The organism is Desulfobacula toluolica Tol2 (assembly GCF_000307105.1).
In the GTDB taxonomy this organism is placed as follows: Bacteria; Desulfobacterota; Desulfobacteria; order Desulfobacterales; family Desulfobacteraceae; genus Desulfobacula; species Desulfobacula toluolica.
Window position 1 is genome coordinate 3,986,475 of record NC_018645.1, and the last position, 20,860, is coordinate 4,007,334.

The 20,860-nt window shown below is 40.2% G+C and carries 18 protein-coding genes and 1 riboswitch; all 18 genes read left to right on the forward strand.

The window, feature by feature from the left end:
* The first annotated feature begins 98 nt into the window (after positions 1-98).
* Positions 99-1,379 carry a hypothetical protein gene (locus TOL2_RS18165; protein ID WP_014958752.1) on the forward strand — a complete coding sequence of 427 codons (1,281 nt, stop codon included), beginning with the start codon at positions 99-101 and terminating at the stop codon, positions 1,377-1,379.
* A gap of 11 nt (positions 1,380-1,390) precedes the next feature.
* On the forward strand, positions 1,391-1,774 hold the full coding sequence (locus tag TOL2_RS25660; protein WP_041279613.1) for a hypothetical protein: 384 nt from the start codon (positions 1,391-1,393) through the stop codon (positions 1,772-1,774).
* Positions 1,740-2,633, forward strand: a complete 894-nt coding sequence (locus tag TOL2_RS18175) for a tyrosine-type recombinase/integrase (RefSeq protein WP_162138511.1) — start codon at positions 1,740-1,742, stop codon at positions 2,631-2,633. Before TOL2_RS25660 ends, TOL2_RS18175 begins: the two co-directional genes overlap by 35 nt.
* Before the next feature lie 246 nt (positions 2,634-2,879).
* Positions 2,880-3,926, forward strand: coding sequence for an IS110 family RNA-guided transposase (locus TOL2_RS18180; protein WP_014958754.1), 1,047 nt, complete (start codon positions 2,880-2,882; stop codon positions 3,924-3,926).
* 668 nt (positions 3,927-4,594) lie between these two features.
* Positions 4,595-5,461 carry a hypothetical protein gene (locus TOL2_RS18185; RefSeq protein ID WP_014958755.1) on the forward strand — a complete coding sequence of 289 codons (867 nt, stop codon included), beginning with the start codon at positions 4,595-4,597 and terminating at the stop codon, positions 5,459-5,461.
* A 6-nt stretch (positions 5,462-5,467) separates the two neighbouring features.
* A complete protein-coding gene (locus tag TOL2_RS18190) occupies positions 5,468-6,307 on the forward strand; it encodes a hypothetical protein (RefSeq protein WP_014958756.1) in 840 nt (279 codons plus the stop codon).
* A 795-nt stretch (positions 6,308-7,102) separates the two neighbouring features.
* On the forward strand, positions 7,103-7,618 hold the full coding sequence (locus TOL2_RS18195; protein ID WP_014958757.1) for an RsbRD N-terminal domain-containing protein: 516 nt from the start codon (positions 7,103-7,105) through the stop codon (positions 7,616-7,618).
* Positions 7,619-7,675: 57 nt separating this feature from the next.
* Positions 7,676-8,683, forward strand: coding sequence for a sulfate reduction electron transfer complex DsrMKJOP subunit DsrM (gene dsrM / locus TOL2_RS18200; protein WP_014958758.1), 1,008 nt, complete (start codon positions 7,676-7,678; stop codon positions 8,681-8,683).
* A 3-nt stretch (positions 8,684-8,686) separates the two neighbouring features.
* Entirely contained in the window at positions 8,687-10,351 is a 1,665-nt protein-coding gene (dsrK, locus tag TOL2_RS18205; RefSeq protein WP_014958759.1) for a sulfate reduction electron transfer complex DsrMKJOP subunit DsrK, read from the forward strand.
* Positions 10,344-10,739 (forward strand): sulfate reduction electron transfer complex DsrMKJOP subunit DsrJ, encoded by a 396-nt coding sequence (gene dsrJ / locus TOL2_RS18210; RefSeq protein ID WP_014958760.1) that lies wholly within the window; start codon positions 10,344-10,346, stop codon positions 10,737-10,739. The genes dsrK and dsrJ overlap by 8 nt, the downstream gene beginning before the upstream one ends.
* Positions 10,736-11,554 carry a sulfate reduction electron transfer complex DsrMKJOP subunit DsrO gene (gene dsrO, locus TOL2_RS18215; RefSeq protein ID WP_014958761.1) on the forward strand — a complete coding sequence of 273 codons (819 nt, stop codon included), beginning with the start codon at positions 10,736-10,738 and terminating at the stop codon, positions 11,552-11,554. Before dsrJ ends, dsrO begins: the two co-directional genes overlap by 4 nt.
* Positions 11,555-11,565: 11 nt before the next feature.
* Entirely contained in the window at positions 11,566-12,723 is a 1,158-nt protein-coding gene (dsrP, locus tag TOL2_RS18220) for a sulfate reduction electron transfer complex DsrMKJOP subunit DsrP (protein WP_014958762.1), read from the forward strand.
* 131 nt (positions 12,724-12,854) lie between these two features.
* A complete protein-coding gene (locus TOL2_RS18225; protein WP_014958763.1) occupies positions 12,855-14,531 on the forward strand; it encodes a hypothetical protein in 1,677 nt (558 codons plus the stop codon).
* A gap of 50 nt (positions 14,532-14,581) precedes the next feature.
* Positions 14,582-14,770, forward strand: a riboswitch (cobalamin riboswitch).
* A 136-nt stretch (positions 14,771-14,906) separates the two neighbouring features.
* Positions 14,907-15,779 carry a sirohydrochlorin cobaltochelatase gene (locus TOL2_RS18235; RefSeq protein WP_014958765.1) on the forward strand — a complete coding sequence of 291 codons (873 nt, stop codon included), beginning with the start codon at positions 14,907-14,909 and terminating at the stop codon, positions 15,777-15,779.
* A 173-nt stretch (positions 15,780-15,952) separates the two neighbouring features.
* The gene (locus TOL2_RS23830) at positions 15,953-18,046 is read left to right on the forward strand and encodes an adenosylcobinamide amidohydrolase (protein WP_014958766.1); all 2,094 of its coding nucleotides are present in this window, start codon (positions 15,953-15,955) and stop codon (positions 18,044-18,046) included.
* Positions 18,033-19,013: an ABC transporter substrate-binding protein gene (locus TOL2_RS18245; RefSeq protein WP_014958767.1), complete on the forward strand. Its 981-nt coding sequence runs from the start codon at positions 18,033-18,035 to the stop codon at positions 19,011-19,013. The genes TOL2_RS23830 and TOL2_RS18245 overlap by 14 nt, the downstream gene beginning before the upstream one ends.
* Entirely contained in the window at positions 19,000-20,013 is a 1,014-nt protein-coding gene (locus TOL2_RS18250) for a FecCD family ABC transporter permease (RefSeq protein ID WP_408605388.1), read from the forward strand. Before TOL2_RS18245 ends, TOL2_RS18250 begins: the two co-directional genes overlap by 14 nt.
* Positions 20,010-20,834 carry an ABC transporter ATP-binding protein gene (locus TOL2_RS18255; protein WP_014958769.1) on the forward strand — a complete coding sequence of 275 codons (825 nt, stop codon included), beginning with the start codon at positions 20,010-20,012 and terminating at the stop codon, positions 20,832-20,834. The genes TOL2_RS18250 and TOL2_RS18255 overlap by 4 nt, the downstream gene beginning before the upstream one ends.
* Positions 20,835-20,860 lie beyond the last annotated feature (26 nt).

Consider the following 20,860-nt stretch of genomic DNA (forward strand, 5'->3'; position numbering starts at 1 on the left):
ACCCATTAATCGTGAGAGTTCAAAGAACACTCAGTAACTAAGTGTATCAATACGCCGTTCTGGTGTCAATGAACTCTCCAAAATTCGGAGGTGTTCAAATGACAAGTTCAAATCAAAAAAATTATCCAAAAACTGCAAAATCACAAGCCACTTCTATTGGGGGGCGGACTACTATCAGCCCCCCCGCAAAAATAAGCCAGGAGTCTCAACAAGAGATAGAAATCTTAGCTTCAAATATTGATACATTAAGGCTTTCAATCAATATCGTATGGGAAAATTCATATTTCTTTGCTGTTCTCTCTGAAGCCAAAACAATAGCTCGACTTGATAAAATAGATTTACCCGTCCCATTTATAATTAATGACACAGATGATGAATATTTTTTCAGCATCAAAGAACATGGATCACAAGGCTATGAATGGATTCTCAACAATTCAGAGTATTCCTTGTTAATAGGCAACTGGCGACAACCACAATCAAGACCAAGTGTTTTATTGACTATACGTTCTGAAACCCTTTGGAGAAAAGGCCCCTTTGAGGCAATTTTTTTCATCATAAATTTTTTAAAAAAAGTTGGTGGCAAATTAACTCAAATAAAAATAAGCCGTCTTGATTTGTGTGTAGACACATTATTCCCTGAAAAATTGTGGTCTGTAAATATCCTTGATCACAGGGTTACCAGGGCATCTGATACAAAAATATTTCATAGCAATAAAAATCTATCTGGCATAACAATTGGCAAGAATAAATTTTCAGCCAGATTATATGACAAGCCGTTGGAAATACAACAGCAATCAAATAAAACCTGGTTTTTCAATATATGGGGACTGGAAAGCGTACCCGCAGATTATAAAATTATCAGGGTTGAATTTCAATTAAGAAGAGAAGACATTAAAGAGCTTGGAATCATTTCCATTAATGATCTGTTTAACCTCATACAAAACATTTGGTCTTACTGCACAAAAGATTGGCTGAAATTTCAAGACAACCCCGGCAAGCAATCCCACCAGCGAAAAACTTTAAAATGGTGGGAAATCATACAAAATGGATTTAACAACATGTCTCCCGGTAATCCATTAATCCGCAGCAAAGCATTAAACGCAGACAAAGACAGACTTTCCCAACAAATTGTGGGCTTAATGTCTTCATTCGCGGCATTGGAATTTGAAACCGGATGGGATATCAACCCTAAAAATATCAATTTAATTAACACATTCAAAAGATTCCAGAGACACTTTATCCAAAACAATTTAAATAAAATTGAATTTTCAGAACGTGTTGAAAATAAAAAAGCTAAATTCCAAAGACTCAACAATAAGCACCTTGAATCCCTTGATCTAAGAAAAGAACTTGGATTTTTACCGAACAATGCAGCTTAGGAGTGATTTTTATGATTTCACCAAGTGACATAGTTGACGTTGAAGGTTTATCAAAAGTTCTTTCTTGTTCCACGGCAACAATCAAAAAGACCTGGAGAGAATATCCTCATATTTTTATCGGTCTTGGCCGAACAGCCAAATCAGCCAGGTTTATTGTAAATGATGTTGTATCGTATTTAATTGAAAGGGATTACAAAAATGGCATATCAAGATCCAAAAACAAAAAAATGGGTAGGGGATTCAAGAGTTACAGGATGTCCAAGAAAAAAGAAAAGAGGGTTCAAGACCAAGAGAGCGGCAAAAAATTGGGAAAATACCAGGAGGGAAGACTTACTGAACCCGAAACCCGAACAGATCCAATTGACAACTTCAGAAGCATGTTTGCGATATCTTGAACATTGTAAAAGACGGGGGTTCAAGCTCAATACATATCGTTATAAAGCCAATATTTACAAGTCTATGATTCATTTCTGGGAAAACGACCCGGATATAAAGGCTGTTGATTCAATAATGATAGAAGAATTCTTTGACCACATTTTTGATTCATCCGGCGGAAAAACCGTAAACCGTTACAAACGTGAAATTAAATCTCTTTTTAATTATCTGAAAAAAAGGCATTTAATAATCAACGATCCGACCTCCCCTATAGATGATTATGAAGAGGAAGTATTTAAAAAATATGTTCCCCCGGCTGAAGATATCCAGGCCGTGATCAATGTTGCTAATGAATTTGAATCTGATATTATCCGGACAACATATCATACGGCTGCAAGATCAGGGGAAATACGTCAACTTACTTGTGATGATGTTGATTTGAATAACAACGCTTTAACACTTTGGACCCGGAAACGAAAAAATGGAAATTTTGAAGCCGACACAATTGATATGAGCCAATCCTTAAGCGATATTTTACAAAAAAAATTAAAAAGCTGCACAAAAGATTGTCCCTGGATATTCCCAAATCAGAAAGGCAAACAACTTTCCAAATACACCCTTGATAATATCATGCCGAGGCTTTGCAAAAAAGCTAATGTAAAGTCATTTGGCCTTCACGCGATACGCCACCATATAGCGGTACAACTTGCCCATAAAAATTGGCCTTTAATTAAAATCCAAAAATTTCTCAGACATAAAAGAGCAACCACAACTGATATCTATCTCCGGTCGTTAGTTAACATCAAAACTGATGGAGCATCAATTCTTGATGATTTAGAACTAAGCATGAAGAAACACAATTTAATTGAATCTCGATGATGCCAAAGGTTAAGCTTTAGAGCCTGTTTAAAAATTATTCTTCAAGCCGGTGTTGGGCTGATATCAGTGATTTTTTGTGTCGGAATCAGACAAAATTTAACATGTATCGCTTGAATTATGACACGATGTGGTATTTTTTAAACAGATAATATGAGAAGGCTGGTCCCTCCAACGAGCTATGATATAATCACGCTCAATTAGTAACGCAGTCACCCAAGGGGCTGCAAAAAAAGGAGGGGACCAGCCATGAATAACAATATCACAATAGGAATGGATTTGGGAGACAAGTTTCACATAGCGGTTGTATTTGACAGTGATGGCACTGAATTAGAGATTGCCAAAGTGATTAATACTAAAACCGGTATACGCACGTTCTTCAAACAGTACAAATCCGCCACAGTGGCTATAGAGGCAGGCACTCACTCTCCATGGATCAGCCGGTTGTTGACTGAAATGGAGCAGACCGTGTACGTCGGGAACCCTCGTAAATTAAGGTATATCTGGGACAGTATTGATAAATCAGATGCCCGGGACGCACGGATGCTTGGTATGGTTTGCCGATTGGAACCAAGACTTCTGCAACCAATACACCATCGCAGCAGCCAGGCCCAAGTTGATCTGACAACAATCAAATCCCGTGATATGCTGGTTAAGAGCCGCACACAGCTGATCAACCACGTAAGGGGAATCGTCAAAGCCAATGGGGAGCGTCTGCCCAAATGCAGTGCAGCAAGCTTTGCCAATAAATGTAGTTCCGATATCCCAAAAGAGCTTTGGCCTGCTATAGCGCCTTTGTTTGAAGTTATCACGGAGTTGAATTGCCAGATAAAAGAGCTTGAGAGCAAAATTGAACAACTCAGCATAGAAAAGTACCCTGAAACCAGGTTTTTGAGGCAGGTTCCTGGAGTTGGTCCCATAACTGCATTGTCATATATCCTTTACATTGAAGATCCTGCCCGTTTTTCCAAAAGTCGTCAAGTCGGTCCTTTCTTAGGGTTAACACCCAGGAGGGACCAATCGGGTGAAATGGACAAGCAACTTCCCATTGCTAAAGCAGGGAATACTTATCTGCGCCAGTTGCTGGTGGGATGTGCCCATTATATTATGGGGCCATTTGGCCCAGAAAATTCCCTGCGCCTCCACGGCCTGGCTATCGCTGCAAGAGGAGGTAAAAATGCCAAGAAACGAGCCGTTGTCGCTGTCGCCCGGAAATTGGCAGTGCTACTGCATCGATTATGGGTGAGCGAAGACACATACCAGCCATTTTATTGCAGAGACAAAAAAGTTGCCTGAAGATGAACCTCATCAATATAAAACAGGATTTATGAGTTGAAGATTTTTAAGGAAGATGACCCGATTTTAAGGGGGCCAGCCGCCCCCTATACCCCCCCCCGGGATTTATCGCGCTAGGGACAAAAGCATGAGGGAGGAACAGGTACAGTTGCGGTGTACCTGCCCCCATGCTCTCGTCACCGGCTGCGGCGCTCGGGTCGCTTCCCAGCGTTGCCCTATCCTCCGAGCCGGCAGTAAGATAATATCACTGCCATACAAAATATCAACAGGATGGTGCAGCATGATACAAGTTTCCAACGTCTCATCCAGGAGACTGCGATAAGAGCCTTGCAACAGTCGGTTGCCGCTGACATTAAATGGTTGCGTTAAACAGATAGCAGCTCCTGCCACCGGATATTAACATGCACCGGGACAAATGGCAGTCCCATAAAAGAGTGCGAATGGAAGCGTGATGGTCCGAGACTTGTTGGATTGGGAAAAGGATAATTCGTGAACGAATTTCCTCTTGACATAAGCCTTCTCATGGAAGGCTCTTAAGAACAGGGTATTTTTATAAAAAAATCAATTGACTGTTTTCCGGTATTTATATAATCATCCTATAAATTATTAGACGCTTATATTCTATGATATCAAATTCATAACTGATTCTCTAAAGGAGCTGCTCTACTATGTCATCAATAGAAATACATTTTCAAGGCGATCTTGTCACGAATCACAAAATATCGTTGAGAGTTCTATCTCTTACGTTAACTCACATCCAAAGCGCAATTAACCGTTCTTATTTAGACATTACAAAAAAAAAAGGTGTTTTTAAGCATGCAAAGATGACGGAAAAAGACTTTAGAAATTCAGTTTTTATTGTTGGAAATGCTCGAGAGGGTGGATATATTCTTGATTTCTTATCAGAGTTACCTCTTGCCAATCAAATCATAAAAAGGATATCTGATTCACTTGAACCAGCTTTTGAAAAATCAAAAACCGCTGGATTTTCCAATTTAGACAATATTGATTTACAAGTTAGTATTAAGAAGGATCAAATCATAAAAAATGTTGTGCAACCCCGATCCTTTGATAAAGAATTTTTATTCCCTGATCCAAAAATCATAAGGAATTATGGGGATAAATCTATACTAAAAGAAATTGATCAAATTTTAGCTATAATTCGAGCAAAAAAATTAGGTGACAATTATTTTGACTTATCTCTTGATTCCGGTCAAAAAAAGACTTTTTCATTTGATAGGAATCAAAGCAATAATTTTAGTTCATTAATCAAAAAAAGGTCTGTTGGTAACCCTCTGATTTATAAGGGTACAATTAGAGCTTTGGATACAGTCACTAAAATTGGAAAATTTATTAATTCCGGGACAAAAAAAACCTGCAATCTCCTTTTTTCATCAGCGAATGATATAATTTCAATTCGAGAATTTTTAGGCGATCAAAAAGAAATCGTGTTTTATGGTTCTCCCGTTATTGAATATGGATCGTATGACCTGAATGCTGGCGATATTTATTTTTTAATGCTTTCGACCGAGTAAGATGCTATGGAAATTTTTGATTCTATAAAAGACAAATTTATTGCAGACTTAACGGACACAGTATCTCTCCAAAAAGTTATTGTATTTGTTGTTTTTGTACTTTTTCTAAATCAATTCCACGAGATAAAAAAGAACCCTATTATTTCATTGAATTATTCAAAAGAAATAGTGACTGAATCCGTAGAAACTCAAAAAAATATAAAAGTTACAACTACGGAAAAATTCATTGAAAAAAAAATTGTAAAGAAAAGACCCCAAAAAGTTGATAAATTAGACTTGAAAAAAAAATATTGGGAAGAGCCCAAAAGCCTTTGGTTGATTTTGCTTAAGAAAAATGTACTGGAAGTTTTTTCAACAAGTTCCGGTATCATTGCTAAAATTTCTTTAGCCACCATTTTTAGTGTCATCGGTCTCTTGTTTTTTTTACATTTTATTTATCAAGGTTTTAAAAATAAATTATTCAATTTGTTTTCACGTTTTTCAAAATTAGAAACCTATATAAAAGAACTTGAAGAAGAGGCTCAAAAGAATAAATCGGACAACTATTACTTTGATACCATTATTGCTATTAATTTAGACAACCAATTATCCGATAAAATAAAATTTATTAAAAGATTTGCGAACACAGGAGAAATTTTATTTGATCTTTCGATACTATGCATTCTATCTTTTTTTTTAAAATTTTATATTGACTTAATAATAGGATTGTTCCTTTTTGCTTCCTCTACGTTTCTATATTACAAATCATTCCACTATTATCTCAGCCATTACTTGCCTATGTTTTTAAAAATTCAGATTTTAAAAAATGAACCAACCATAGATAAGAATGCGAAAGGAATCATTTGATAATTCAATTTAGCGGGGTCAAAAATGGGGTCACTTTTTTTTAGAATCGAATATTTTAGGCTATTTTAAGAATGATTGAAAATTCAAAAACCCTAACAATAAAGGGGTTATGCGCTATTAACAAGACTTTAGAAAAACCGTTCTTTCGCCTGCTAAGCGAGTATGGGTGTTGTTATCCATCCAGAGTTCGAATCTCTGTTTCTCCGCCATTAACAACAATCTTGGGGGTTAAAAGCAACCGCTTTCAATCCCCTTTTTTTTTGTTTATTTTGGCAGCCATTCTCCATCAACACCCCAAAAACCAAAATCAGCTGTTCAGGCCCGAAGATGGAACCCACAATAATTTTTCAAAACTCCGTTTATGTCATTATTGTTAACCGTATTATAGAACAACTCAAACCATTTGAAAAAAATCTTTTTTCAATCCCAGATAAGTTTCAATACTTGAATTAGCTTCACCATAACCAAAAGAAATACCATATTCTGAAGAATCAGCCATTATGGCATTAGCAAATACAATAAAAAAACACGCAATTTTTCATAACAGTTCTTTTTTATCCAAAACCAAAGAGGTGAAATTTTCTGATTATTCCTTTTTTTAAATGAAAACCGTCATTTATTCAATAAATAAAGATTGATCTTTGCCCGAAGCCATATCATCACAAATTTCAAGGGCATGCATGGATTGCAGCCTTGCGTGCATTAACCCTTGACATAAAATTGAAGGGAGTTTATATCCTTCTAACAATTATACCAAGGAGATATTTTATTTTTATATAAAATAATTAAAAAAACATGCATTTAAAACAGACACTTGAAAAGAACAAAAAATCATTTACAGAAAAATGGTTCCAGGCAACTATTGATACATACCCTGCACAAAGTGCAAAGTTTCTAGGAAAAGATTCCAACCGATTTGACAACCCTGTTGGAGCTGTTACCCATGAAACCATTGAAGACGTTATCAATCTTATTATAGGTGATTTCAATCAGGAAACACTTGAAAAAGCCCTTGATCCGATCATCCGCATCAGGGCGGTACAGTCCTTTTCCGCTTCGGAAGCGGTCAGTTTTGTTTTTGCACTAAAGCAAATTGGCGAAACCATACTTGACAACAGCCTGATCAGAGAATTTGATAAGCTTGTTGACCAGATTGCTTTAGCTTCATTTAACAAGCTTATGAAATGTAAAGAAGAAGTTTTCCTTTTAAAAGCCACTGAGAGCAAAAGACGTATCCACAGGGCTTTTGAAAGGGCGGGTTTAGTAGCTGAGCTAACGGAGGAGGACCTTCTTGGCTCAAAAAAATCTTAACCTGTATGACAAAAATTTTAAAACTTGTCATACATAAAATAATGAGGTGGTTATAATATGAATCAAAAGTACTTGATCCCCCTGACAGCTGTTTTCCTGCTTTTTTTAGTAGCCTATACAGGGGTTGAGGGAGCAGGGCTTCAGTGGTTCTTCGGAATTGTTTTCCCCTATGTAGCGATGATTGCCTTCCTTGCCGGGTTTGTATACAAGGTTATGGGATGGGCATCTTCTGCTGTACCGTTCAGGATTCCGACAACCTGCGGGCAACAGAAATCTCTACCATGGATAAAACATAACGCCATTGACAATCCTGATACTTCAACAGGTGTGTTTGTGCGTATGATTCTTGAAATTTTTCTTTTCAGGTCTCTGTTCAGAAACACAAAAGCAGCATTCAGCAGAAATGCTTCAAACAGGCTTTCCTATTCCTGGGAAATTTTCCTTTGGGTAGGTGCCCTTGCCTTTCATTATTCCTTTTTAGTAGTATTGTTAAGGCATTTCAGATTTTTTACTTCCCCAGTACCGTCGTGCATCAAATTTCTGGAGTACTTTGACGGTATTGTACAATTGGGACTTCCCGGTCTGTTTTTATCCGGTGTAGTATTGTTAGCGGCAACATTATACCTGCTTGCGCGAAGAATCTTTGATGCCAAGGTCACCTATATATCCCAGGCGGCTGACTACTTCCCATTATTCCTTATCATCGGAATTGCAGTGACCGGTTTGTCCATGAGATATTTCACAAAAGTTGATATTATCGGTATTAAAACGCTTACCATGGGCCTTGCGACTTTCAGTCCCACAATTCCTGAAGGAGTTAGCGGTCTTTTTTATGCCCATATTTTTCTGGTAAGCATCCTTTTTGCATATTTCCCAGCCAGCAAACTGATGCATTTGGGCGGAGTTTTCTTAAGCCCTACAAGAAATATGGCAAGCAATACGCGTGCAAAAAGACATATTAACCCCTGGAACTATGATGTTGATATTCATACCTATGCACAGTATGAAGATCACTTCAGAGAAAAAATGATTGAAGCTGGCCTGCCAGTGGATAAGAAGGAGTAATAAATGTCTGACGAAATCAAATCGGATGAATTATTAGATAAAATAGACTTCAGCCCGAGATCAGATAAAGGTCCGGGCAATTGGATGGATACTTCGGTCCAGATCAGACCGGGAATGTATTGCTATGCATCAAACTACAAAAGTGTAGAAACCTTGGGTCTTCCCAACGCAAGGCCGTGGAATCCCCTGGATGATGACTGGAAACTGCCGGAAAACTGGCAGGAAATTCTTCACCAGGGAATAAAGGAACGCCTGGAAAGATTTCGTACATTCAAGGTATTCATGGATATCTGTGTACGCTGCGGCGCATGTGCTGATAAATGTCACTTTTTTCTTGGAACCGGTGACCCAAAAAATATGCCTGTCTTGAGAGCCGAGCTTTTAAGGTCTGTATACAGAAATGATTTTACAACTGCAGGAAAAATTTTAAAAAAAGTTCCAGGCGGAAGCGCACTGGCCGGAGCCAGACCCCTGACCATTGATGTACTCAAGGAATGGTGGTACTATTTTTTCCAATGTACGGAATGCAGACGCTGCTCTGTTTTCTGCCCTTATGGAATTGACACGGCTGAAATCACCATCATGGGCCGGGAGTTGTTAAACCTTATCGGTCTGAACATCGACTGGATTGCAACACCTGTTTCAAATTGCTACCAAACGGGTAATCATCTGGGCATCCAGCCCCATGCTTTTAAAGACATGATTGATTTCTTTGTTGAAGATATTGAAGATGTTACAGGTGTTAATGTTGAACCCCAAATGAATAAAAAAGGGGCGGATATTCTTTTCATAACTCCTTCTGGAGATGTCTTTGCTGATCCTGGCACATATACATGTCAGGGATACATGATTCTGTTCAAATATCTCAAAGATAAATACGGCCTGGATGTAACCTGGAGTACATATGCATCAGAAGGCGGCAATTTTGGTTTCTTTACCTCCCATGAAACCATGAAACGCTTGAACGCCAAGATGTTTGCAGAAGCCAAACGTTTGGGTGTCAAATGGATTCTGGGCGGTGAATGCGGTCATATGTGGCGTGTCATCAATCAATATATGGACACCATGAATGGCCCTGCCGACTTCCTTGAAGAGCCAGTTAATCCTATTACAGGCACCAAATTTGAAAATGCAAAATCCACAAAAATGGTTCATATCACAGAGTTCACGGCAGATCTTATCAAACACGGAAAACTTGAACTTGATAAGAGCAGAAATTCAAATCGTGTCATGACCTTTCATGATTCATGCAACCCTGCCAGGGGCATGGGCCTTCTGGATGAACCCCGATATATTATCGAGAACTGTTGTGACCAGTTTTATGAAATGCCGCCAAACACGATTCGTGAGCTGACCTTCTGCTGCGGTTCAGGCGCTGGTCTGAATGCCGGTGAAAATATTGAACTGAGAATGGCCGGTGGACTGCCAAGGGCCAATGCTGTTAAATATGTTCATGAAAAATTCGGTGTTAACAGCCTGGGAACCATATGCGCTATTGACAGGGCAGCACTCCCAACCCTGATGGACTACTGGGTTCCGGGCGTGGATGTTGTTGGCATCCATGAGCTTGTAGGAAATGCCTTGATCCTGCCGGGCGAAAAGAAAAGAACAGAAGACCTGAGATTTGAACCATTGCCAGGCTTTGAGGAGGAGGAAGACGATGAATAAAAATTTGATCATCACAGGGCTTGTTATATTTGTCCTGGCCGTACTCTCACCGTTCTGGTTTAATATCATTACAGAAACCCAGGCAGCACCTGAGCCTGAACTGGTGGGAAAAGCCAAAACCGAAAAAAAATGCGTGCTGGACAAATATGACATGAGAGCCAATCACATGTCCCTTCTGGACGAATGGAGAGATTCGGTGGTTAGGGATGCAGACAGACAATACAATGCCGTCAACGGCAATTCATTTAATATGAGTCTGTCCACTGGTGAAAATTCATGTCTTGGCTGTCATGAAGATAAAGCAAAATTTTGTGACTCCTGTCATACTTATGCTTCAGTTGATCCCTATTGCTGGGATTGTCACACAAACCCCAAGGAGATTGAATGATGAAAAAAAGCAGAAGAAGCTTTCTTAAAGTAGCAGGTATTGCTGCCATTGGATTAGGTGCTTCTCCGGCAATTAACTTTGCTTCATCTGATTCTCAAGGTACAGCCCATGCGGTGAAAAACTCAGAAGCGCTGCAAGCCCATCGCTGGGGCATGGTTATTGATACCAACAAGATTACGGATGAGGTCGCTGAAAGTATTGTTGAGGCATGTCACAAATCCCATAATGTTCCAAATTTAAACCATGAAGTGAATGAAGAAAAATTTCCAAAAACACGGCCGGTCAATCACAAGCAGGAAATCAAATGGATATGGGAAGAAGAATTCCACAACGCTTTTCCAGACAAAGAAGATGAATTTCTTGCTGAGAAATTCCATCACCTTCCTTTTCTTGTGACCTGTAACCATTGCAAAAATGCACCTTGTGTTCAAGCATGCCCGACACAGGCGACTTTCAAAAGAGAAGACGGGATTGTTCTGATGGACTACCACCGCTGCATCGGATGCCGTTTTTGCATGGCTGCCTGCCCGTTTGGAGCCAGAAGCTTTAATTTCAGAGACCCAAGACCGTTTATTGAAGAAACTGATCTTGATTTCCCAACCCGGACAAAAGGGGTTGTGGAAAAATGTAATTTCTGTGCTGAACGGCTGGCAAAAGGGGAACAACCGCATTGCGTGGAAGCCTCTAAAGGTGCAATTGTGGTTGGAGACCTTGAAGATCCGGAATCTGAAGTTCGCGCACTTTTGAATGAACATTATACAATCAGACGTAAACAGTCCCTGGGTACGGAACCCTCTGTTTACTATGTCATGTAAAAGGAGCGAGTATGCTTGAAATAGCTATCAAAGGAAGTAAAAATTACTGGTTATGGATAGTCTTACTGCTCATAGTAATAGGAGCAGGCACGATTGTTTATATTGACCAGTTCATAAACGGACTTATGATCACCGGCATGAGCCGGGATGTATCATGGGGATTTTATATTGCCAACTTTACATTTCTTGTGGGTGTTGCCGCAGGAGGTGTTATGGTTGTTATCCCCTATTATCTTCATAATTATGAAAAATTTCACAGAATTACCATTTTAGGAGAATTTCTGGCTGTTGGGGCTCTGATCATGTGCCTTCTTTTCATTGTTGTGGATTTAGGTCAGCCCACCCGTATGCTGAACGTATTATTATACCCTTCACCCAAATCAATGCTGTTCTATGACATGCTTGTTCTGAACGGGTATCTGTTTTTAAACATTGTCATTGGCTGGAAAGTGCTTGAAGCGGAAAGAAATCAGGTGGAACCGCCGTTCTGGACAAAACCCTTGATTTATCTTTCCATTCCCTTTGCCATTGGTATTCATACGGTAACAGCATACCTGTATTGTGGTCTTCCTGGTCGTGGATTCTGGCTGACAGCCATTTTAGCACCCAGGTTTCTTGCATCGGCTTTTGCTGCAGGGCCGGCCTTTTTGATCATTCTTTGTTATATTATCAGAAAATACACCAAGTTTGATCCGGGCTGGGATGCAATGCAGACTTTATCAAAAATTGTCTGCTGGGCAATTATTGCCAATCTGTTCTTCTTTTTGTGTGAAGTCTTTGTTGTTTACTATTCCAAGATTCCGGGACATAAAGTCCATATCCAGTATCTGCTCTTTGGATATCACGGATATACGGCACTTGTACCATGGATGTGGACCAGCCTGATCCTCATGGGAACAGGAGCAATTTTCCTTTTGCTTCCAAAATTAAGAACCAACAAAACCCTGTTACCTGTCTCCTGCGCCATGATCTTTTTCGGTGCGTGGATTGATAAGGGATTGGGAATGATCTCAGGCGGGTTTGTACCATCTCCTTTGCACCATGTAACAGAGTATGGCCCCACAGGACCTGAAATCATGATTACCCTTGGGATATATGCCACAGGCTTTCTGGTTATAACGATTCTTTACAAACTGGCAACTCAAGTTAAAGAAGAAGTTCACGGATAGTCTTAAAACATAATAATCTTAAGATATCATAACCGATATTGATCTCAAAACAGGGGAGTTTTTTCAATAAAACTCCCCTGTTTTATTCATGGTGCTTTAGAGTGCCGTAACACGGACTCAAAACAAATGATATGATTTTACTAAACAACGACATTAAAATCCAGGCTTTCACAACCAAAGATTGCTTGCTGGAACAAAAAAAAAATGAATTTCTGGCGTCCTTGTATGAAAAAAATTTTCAAGCTGCCGAACTTATCTTCATGGATATTCTCAAACTTGCACAAAACCAGTCAGAATTCAGTGAAAATTTTGAAAAACGCCTGAACCAGATACAAACTATTTTCAAAAAATTCAAACATGCTCTGTTCAAGCATTGCTCTTCAGAAATCAAAAAAAATCATGACTGCCTTAAAAAAATGATTCTGGCTTCGATCAAGCACTCTTCCGACTCTATCGGTCATGTGAATTTTCAAACATGGGAAACAAAACTTGATTTAAAACCTTGCCAAAAAAATCTCTTGTTTCAAACAGCCATGACTTTTCAATTGACATCGGGATGCAGCAATTTTTGCAGACGTTGCAATGAATGGGCCTTGCCCAAGGTCAGGCGTCACTTCTCCTTTAATGCCATACTGACGATCCTCAACCATATGGCAGACCAAAAAAATGATGAAATTTCCCTTTACGGCGCATCCGACCCTCTTGACTGGACAGCGGGCGATAAAGCCTTGCCTGATATCATTGAGTACTTGAAAAAATTACCGCTTGAATACAGTCTATTAACAAAAGTTCCAAAAGGGAAGCGGCACTTATTAAAACTGCTGTTAAAAAACCATTCAAACCTTTCGGTCAGCATCACCTCAAAAAACAAAAAGCGCATCAAACAAATAGAACAAGAAATCGACACACCCATAAGCAAACAGCACGATCTTGAAGAGCTGCTGATCCCCGCAGGACTGGACGAAGATTTTATCAGCATAAAACCCTCAATCACTGACGGATACGGCACGGAAATCACTCCGGACGGTGCTTTTATCATTATTCCCTGCTTTACCAGCGCATTGTACCCGTTTGGCCACAAAAAAATTCCTGTTACATCAAATACACGCTTTTTCCCAGTTAAAAAAACCGGCCGCCAAGCCCTGCTTGTGGACTATTTCAAACCCCTGGAAGGCTATGATCTAAATAAAAGTCGATGCCACCTGTCCGCTTTGCTGGACGTACAAATCGAATCTGTTATTCTTGACAACGGAACTGACCAGTTGACACCGCCAGGCATGAGAAGCCTGAAAGAATTTCTGTCCATATTTGAAGAAAAGGCAAGATGTCAACGAAAGAAAATGACACCGTCGATAATGAAAAAGTTAAAACAACGGTTTCTGGCAACCACCTGTTTTAAAAAATTATCTAAAAAAAATAAAAATTTGTTTTTAAAAAAAATAGCCGGCCATTTGAAGTTATGCAAACAAAAGCACTGTGTTTCAGCAAGACTATATGCTGTCTCCTTTTTCCTGGAATCTATTCGTCAATATATACCCACCCATTCAGTTAACGTCAAAATAATGCGGTTTCTTTTGAAAAATGAGATACAATATGTCTTCAATCTTACTGACACCCTGATTGCTGATCAATCTTTGGATAAGGTGTTAACCGATCCTGATGTTGATGTGTTTTATGCCTTCAGATTTTACGTTTTTTGTCTGCTGACCGAATCTGATGATCGTGCCATCCTTGAATTCATTCAAACTTATCCTGCAGCCTATGACCCTGAAGCTGATATATTTGTTCTTCGTTCATTCTCCAATTGAGATTCTTTTTAAAATTCAAGTTTAGAGTTGACTTTTAGAACAGTTCTAAATATTAAGACTATGTTTCAGGTGCTTTAACTGCTTAAAAGGGAACGCCTGTGGAAATCAGGGACGGGCCCGCCGCTGTAATTGGGGACTAAAGCTTTACTTAAGCCACTGTCAGTTGCAAAACAGATGGGAAGGCAAAGCGATCAGGATGATCCAAAAGTCAGAAGACCTGCCTGGTACATTGTATGTATTCTCCGTGGAAAAGAGAATTACAATAAGATCTTGAGGAAAAAAAAGGGATGCCCCGGATCATTTGAAATAAACGGTCCAGGGGTTTTTTATTGCCTTGGACCATTGAATTTAATTATTTAATTTTAAGAGGCAAACATGAAAAAACAAATTTTAACCTTATTTCTAATTTTTCTGCTATTTCCTTCAATTGCTGTGGCATCAGGTCATGGTCATCACAAAGCTGTGAAAAAAGGTATTCTGCTGGTTGCATTTGGTTCCAGTATTCCTGAAGCCCAGGTTTCATTTGAGAACATTGATAAAAGAGTAAAAAAAGAATTTGCAAATATTCCTGTTCAATGGGCATTCACCTCTTCCATCATCAGAAACAAGCTGGCAAAACAGGGAAAACAACTTGACTCTGTCGCAGTAGCGCTTGCAAAAATGATGGATCAGGGATTTACCCATGTGGCGGTTCAATCTCTTCACACAATCCGGGGAGAAGAGTTTAATGACCTTTTGCATACGGCATATGCGTTCAACAATATGGCGGGCGGTATTGAAAAAATAATGATTGGATCTCCGCTTCTTTCCAGTCATCAGGATATGGAAGCTGTAACGCATGCCATTATTGAAAACATACCTGCTAAAAGAAAGAAAAATGAAGCGGTTGTTCTGATGGGCCATGGAACGCCTCACCCTTCAAATGCTTTTTATGCGGCCCTGATGTTTCATCTTCAGAGAAAAGATGCCAACATATTTGTTGGCACTGTTGAAGGTTCTCCAACCATAGATGACATAGCAACCATGTTAAAGGAAAAAAAGATAAAAAAAGTTCATCTCATACCTTTTATGTCGGTTGCCGGAGACCATGCCAGAAATGATATGGCAGGAGAAGAAGATGATTCATGGAAATCAATTCTTGAAAAACAAGGCATCAACTGTGAAGTTGTCCTTAAAGGAACAGCTGAATACGACAATATGATTGATATCTGGGTCGGGCACTTAAAAGATGTAATGGCACATTTTTAGAGTTTGATCAAAACACAGACCATTGAGATGGGTCAGGCTTGCATGATTGGCATTTTGTTCAAATTCTTTTTTATGATCAAAATGTTGGCAGACAAACAATAGCACAAGCCTGCCGCTCATTGGTTCTGGTCCCCACAGGTTCCATAAATTCAATTCACGATCCCAAGGAAGTTATGCTCATACAAAACAAAAAAAGATTAAAGTTCAACCCTTTTCTTTTAATATCCGCCTTGCTTTTCATAATCTGTACAACATCAGTTGCTGCATATCCTGTAAGTGTCATAGATTCTAAAGGAAATCATTTAAAAATTTTTAAAACTCCGCATAAGGTTATCAGCCTTGTGCCCTCAGCCACCCAAATTATTTTTGAGATAGGGGCAAAAGAGCATATCCACGCCATCACCTACCACGATATCACACTTGCCGGAGCTTTTGACAAACAAATAATAGGCGGTTTTTTTCTGCCGTCCATTGATAAAATTAAAACTGCAAAACCGGATATGATAATCCTTTCCACCCTCCACCAAGATATCATTGAAAAATTTCAAAACACTGAATGCAAAATATTTATTTTTGATACAACAACCATTGAAAGTGCTTATAAAAATATAGAGGTTTTAGGAAAAATATTTAACCGCGAACAAGCAGCTCAAAAGATCATTAAAAAAAACAAGGCAGAACTGAATCATATAAAACAAAAATTAGCTAAAATTAATCATTTAAAACACAAACGCGTCATACGGCTCATGGGCAAAAATACGATCATGACTCCTGGCACAGATTCCTTTCAAACCCGGATTATCCGTGCAGCCGGGGGAATTGCCCCTGATTTTGGCAAAAAAGGAAGTATTGTTTCCGTTACAAAACAAGAATGGATAAAATTTAACCCACAGGTGATTTATGGCTGCGGGCCTGACAAAGAGGCTGCCAAAAAATTTTTCTCAAAACCCGGCTGGAAAGATGTGGATGCTGTAAAAAAAGGACAGATCTATTATTTTCCCTGTGACCTGACCTGCAGGGCCTCCACACATACAGGTTATTTTGTATCATGGCTTTCTTCAATGATTTATACTGATGAGTTTGCCAAAGCAAAAAACACGATTTTACCCATAACCATAACCCGGTCCAAACCGTTTGAAATTGATCTTGACTATATAAAGTCAGCTTCAATCAATTATAGTCATATTTATGATTTTGAAAACAAAACCCTGGTGGTGAATTTTCAAAAGGATCAAACCATTATTTCCACTCTTGAAGGTCAACGGGATCATATCCTGACGGTGGGAAATCATTATTCTCCCCCGCCAACCTGGGCGCCGGGACATCACCTGGGCATAGAGCATATCCGGTCATCCATATTAAAAGCCATGGGGAAAAACCAACAAACAGCCAGTTTTTTAATGACCGGGGCAGACATGGATAACCTGAGCGTGAAAACAAAAGTCTTCAAAGAGATGAAAGTGGTGGCCCTGGTGACTGCCGGTGTCATGTCCAATGCGGTTCGCATGTCAAAGGATACAGGCGACTTTTATGAACCCGGCACAATTAACGTTATTATCATGACAAATATGCGTCTTTCAACAAGAGCCATGACCCGGACCATCATTGCAGGCACTGAGGCCAAAACCGCAGCTCTTGAAGACATGGATATCCGAAGCACCTATACGCCTTTAATGAATGCGGCAACCGGTACGGGAACCGATAATATTATTGTGGTTCAAGGCGAAGGGCAATTGGTGGAAAATGCCGGAGGCCACTCAAAGATGGGGGAACTGATTGCAAAAGCGGTTTATGACGGTGTCAGTGAGGCCATACTAAAACAAAATAAAATCACGGCTGATCGCCATCTTTTTCAGCGACTCAAGGAAAGAAAGATCTCTATTTTCCAGCTGGTATCCAATGTAAACTGCGACTGCATAAACAATACATCAGGAACCCCAAACAGACTTGCACAAGTTGTGGAACACCTGCTTCTTGAGCCCAAATATGCATCATTTTTAGAATCCGCTCTGGCCATAAGCGATGAATATGAAAAAGGTCTGGTAAAAGATCTGTTCTTTTTTCAAAAATGGTGCAGGACCATTGCCGGAGATATTGCAGGAAAAAATATTGAAGAGATAAAAATTCATGTCATGGATGACCATATCCCTGTCACCTTGAAAACAGCATTTAACGCTATCTTTACCGGGGCACTGGCAAAATTAAATACAGATGAATCAAATCCAGACAAATCAAATCAGGGCAAATCAACCCATGAAAACAATTAAAAATTTTAAACCATCTTTTGGTTTGTGTATAATTCTGGCTGTTTTCGTCATCCTGTTTTTATGCGGAACAAAAAAATCATTTGCCGCAGGACAAGCCTTTCCCAAAAGAGTGATCTCTTTATCCCCAATTATAACGGAAACAATTTATCTTGTGGGCGCCCAGGACAGCCTGATCGCCAACACCACCTATTGCAATATACCGGAACAGGCAGGACTTAAAGAAAAAATCGGGTCCGTAACCCATATGAATGTTGAAAAAATTATCAGTCTTTGTCCCGATCTTGTGATTGCAAGCGCCCTAACCAGGGAAAGACAGCTCATCATTTTAGAACGACAGCATATCACGATTTTAAGGGCCGAAAATCCAAAAACATTTGAGCAGATGTGCGACATGACCCTGACTATCGGACAAAAACTTGGAAAAGAATCAACAGCTAAGGTCATCGTGGAAAAAGCAAGAACAGAGGTGGCTCATGTAATGAAAAAAACCTGCGGGCTTAAAAAACCCAGGGTATTTCTGCAAATCGGTTTAAAACCCCTGCATTCCGCCAACAAGGATATGTTTATCAATGAATACATCCGGTATGGCGGCGGTGTCAATATTGCAGAACATGAATCCTCCGGCATATACAGCCGGGAAAAAGTCATTCAGGAAAACCCCCAGGTCATTCTCATCGCCACCATGGGGACATCCAAAAAAGCCGGATTAATTGAACGGCAAAGATGGATGTCGTTCCAAGGCATTGATGCAGTAAAAAACAAACGGCTTCACGTTCTGGACCCGGAAATGATCTGCAGTCCCACACCGGCAACCTTTGTGAAAGGGTTAAGATTAATCGTGCCCCTGATCCATCCGGAAATAGCCTGTCTGGAATTGGAACATCCGGAATCGGACAGTCCAAAGTCAGACAGTCCCAAATTGGTACATACAGAGGTGGCCCATCAGGAGGTGAGTGTTGAACCGTAAAAGATTCAAACAATGGCTGCTGATTCTCATAGGCCTTGCAGGGCTTGTTCTGGCCACCGGCATTTTGGCGCTTTGCACCGGAAGTGCGGGCATTGAATTAAACAAGATACCCAATATTCTTGTCCACGGCAAAGGAACGGCAGACTACAGCATCCTTGTCGGCATACGTCTGCCCAGAATCATTCTGGGGATGTCCATTGGCGGTGCTTTAAGCCTTGCCGGCACACTGCTTCAGGGCATGTTCCGCAATCCATTGGTAGAGCCTTATACCCTGGGTATTTCCGGAGGTGCCTCCCTGGGGGTCTGCATGAATATTTTGTTCAAGCTGTATGCTGTTGTAGGTATAATCGCCTATCCATTGTCCGGTTTTTTGGGAGCAAGCATTGTGATATTTCTGGTGTACAGTCTGAACAGCAGAACACAGGATGTCCAATCCAACAGGATGCTGCTTACAGGCGTGATGATCTCCTATGTTGCATCCTCTCTTGTAATGCTGCTCATGGCCCTTTCAAAAAGCGATGACCTTCAGAATATTGTTCTGTGGATCATGGGTTCTCTTGATGAACCCGATACCACACTGATAACAATCACCTGTGCAGGCTCCATTGCAGGCCTTTTTGTGTCCTATTTTTTCTGTATGGATCTCAACGCACTGCTCTTAGGAGAAGAAGAGGCAACCACCCTTGGAATCAACACTCAAAAGACAAAAAAAATCCTGTTTATCATTGCATCCTTTTTAACGGGACTCAGTGTTGCCGTTGCCGGTATCATAATGTTTGTAGGGCTGATTGTACCCCACTTTGTCCGCATGATGACAGGTCCCGACCACAGGATTCTTCTGGCCGCATCCTTTCTGGCCGGCGCTGCATTTTTAACCCTGTCCGATGTGATTGCCCGTATTATTATTGCACCACTTGAACTTCCCGTGGGCGTCATAACAGGGATCATAGGCGGAGTAATGTTTATCTGGGCTCTTTCAAGAAAGCAGGTGAGCCTATGAAGCCATTGCTGGAAATCAAAAATTTAAGTTTTAGATACCAAAAAAAAATGATTCTCCAGGACATCTCATTTTCAGTTGATCCAGGTGAATTTGTGGCTGTGATCGGCCCCAACGGGTGCGGCAAAACAACCCTGATTAAAACAATTTTAAAAACCATCCACCCGGAAACCGGCACGATTCATATAGAAAACAAAGACATACAAACGCTTTCCAACAAAGCCCTTGCCAAAAGGGTGGCTGTGGTCATGCAGACCATTGATCCGGCAAGCATGACAGTGCGCGATTATGTCCAGTTGGGGCGGCTGCCCTTTTTTCAAAAATACCAGTTTTTTGAAACCCGGAATGATGTGGATATTGCAAAAAAATATATGCGACTGACAGATGTGGCAAGGCTGGCAGATGCCAGAATCAATGAGATCAGCGGCGGGGAACGGCAGCTGGCATCCATTGCAAGGGCTTTGACCCAGGAACCCGCCCTTCTGATCTTGGATGAACCCACCTCCCATCTGGATATTACACATCAGGTCAGGATACTTGAATTGATCAACAAGTTGAAAAAAGAATTGTCTTTGACAGTTCTCATGGTACTCCATGACCTGAATCTTGCAGCAGAGTATTCCGACCGGCTGGTGCTGCTGAACAAGAAAAACGGACGTATTTTCAAGGCAGGTGTCCCAAAAGAGGTGTTAACCGAAGCATCCATCCGGGAGGTATACCAGACCCGTGTAAGGGTCAGACCGAATCCTGTTTCAAATAAGCCATGGATTTTTTTAGTAAACCAGCACGATTTAGACAACAGACCTGGCATGAAAAAAGATTAATACTATAAAGACAATAAAAGCTAAAA

What these genes read in the sequence shown, in the direction of transcription:
- TOL2_RS18165 (WP_014958752.1), top strand. Translation starts at nt 99, where the DNA reads ATGACAAGTTCAAATCAAAAAAATTATCCAAAAACTGCAAAATCACAA.
- TOL2_RS25660 (WP_041279613.1), top strand. Translation starts at nt 1,391, where the DNA reads ATGATTTCACCAAGTGACATAGTTGACGTTGAAGGTTTATCAAAAGTT.
- TOL2_RS18180 (WP_014958754.1), top strand. Translation starts at nt 2,880, where the DNA reads ATGAATAACAATATCACAATAGGAATGGATTTGGGAGACAAGTTTCAC.
- TOL2_RS18185 (WP_014958755.1), top strand. Translation starts at nt 4,595, where the DNA reads ATGTCATCAATAGAAATACATTTTCAAGGCGATCTTGTCACGAATCAC.
- TOL2_RS18190 (WP_014958756.1), top strand. Translation starts at nt 5,468, where the DNA reads ATGGAAATTTTTGATTCTATAAAAGACAAATTTATTGCAGACTTAACG.
- TOL2_RS18195 (WP_014958757.1), top strand. Translation starts at nt 7,103, where the DNA reads ATGCATTTAAAACAGACACTTGAAAAGAACAAAAAATCATTTACAGAA.
- dsrM (WP_014958758.1), top strand. Translation starts at nt 7,676, where the DNA reads ATGAATCAAAAGTACTTGATCCCCCTGACAGCTGTTTTCCTGCTTTTT.
- dsrK (WP_014958759.1), top strand. Translation starts at nt 8,687, where the DNA reads ATGTCTGACGAAATCAAATCGGATGAATTATTAGATAAAATAGACTTC.
- dsrJ (WP_014958760.1), top strand. Translation starts at nt 10,344, where the DNA reads ATGAATAAAAATTTGATCATCACAGGGCTTGTTATATTTGTCCTGGCC.
- dsrO (WP_014958761.1), top strand. Translation starts at nt 10,736, where the DNA reads ATGATGAAAAAAAGCAGAAGAAGCTTTCTTAAAGTAGCAGGTATTGCT.
- dsrP (WP_014958762.1), top strand. Translation starts at nt 11,566, where the DNA reads ATGCTTGAAATAGCTATCAAAGGAAGTAAAAATTACTGGTTATGGATA.
- TOL2_RS18225 (WP_014958763.1), top strand. Translation starts at nt 12,855, where the DNA reads ATGATTTTACTAAACAACGACATTAAAATCCAGGCTTTCACAACCAAA.
- TOL2_RS18235 (WP_014958765.1), top strand. Translation starts at nt 14,907, where the DNA reads ATGAAAAAACAAATTTTAACCTTATTTCTAATTTTTCTGCTATTTCCT.
- TOL2_RS23830 (WP_014958766.1), top strand. Translation starts at nt 15,953, where the DNA reads ATGCTCATACAAAACAAAAAAAGATTAAAGTTCAACCCTTTTCTTTTA.
- TOL2_RS18245 (WP_014958767.1), top strand. Translation starts at nt 18,033, where the DNA reads ATGAAAACAATTAAAAATTTTAAACCATCTTTTGGTTTGTGTATAATT.
- TOL2_RS18255 (WP_014958769.1), top strand. Translation starts at nt 20,010, where the DNA reads ATGAAGCCATTGCTGGAAATCAAAAATTTAAGTTTTAGATACCAAAAA.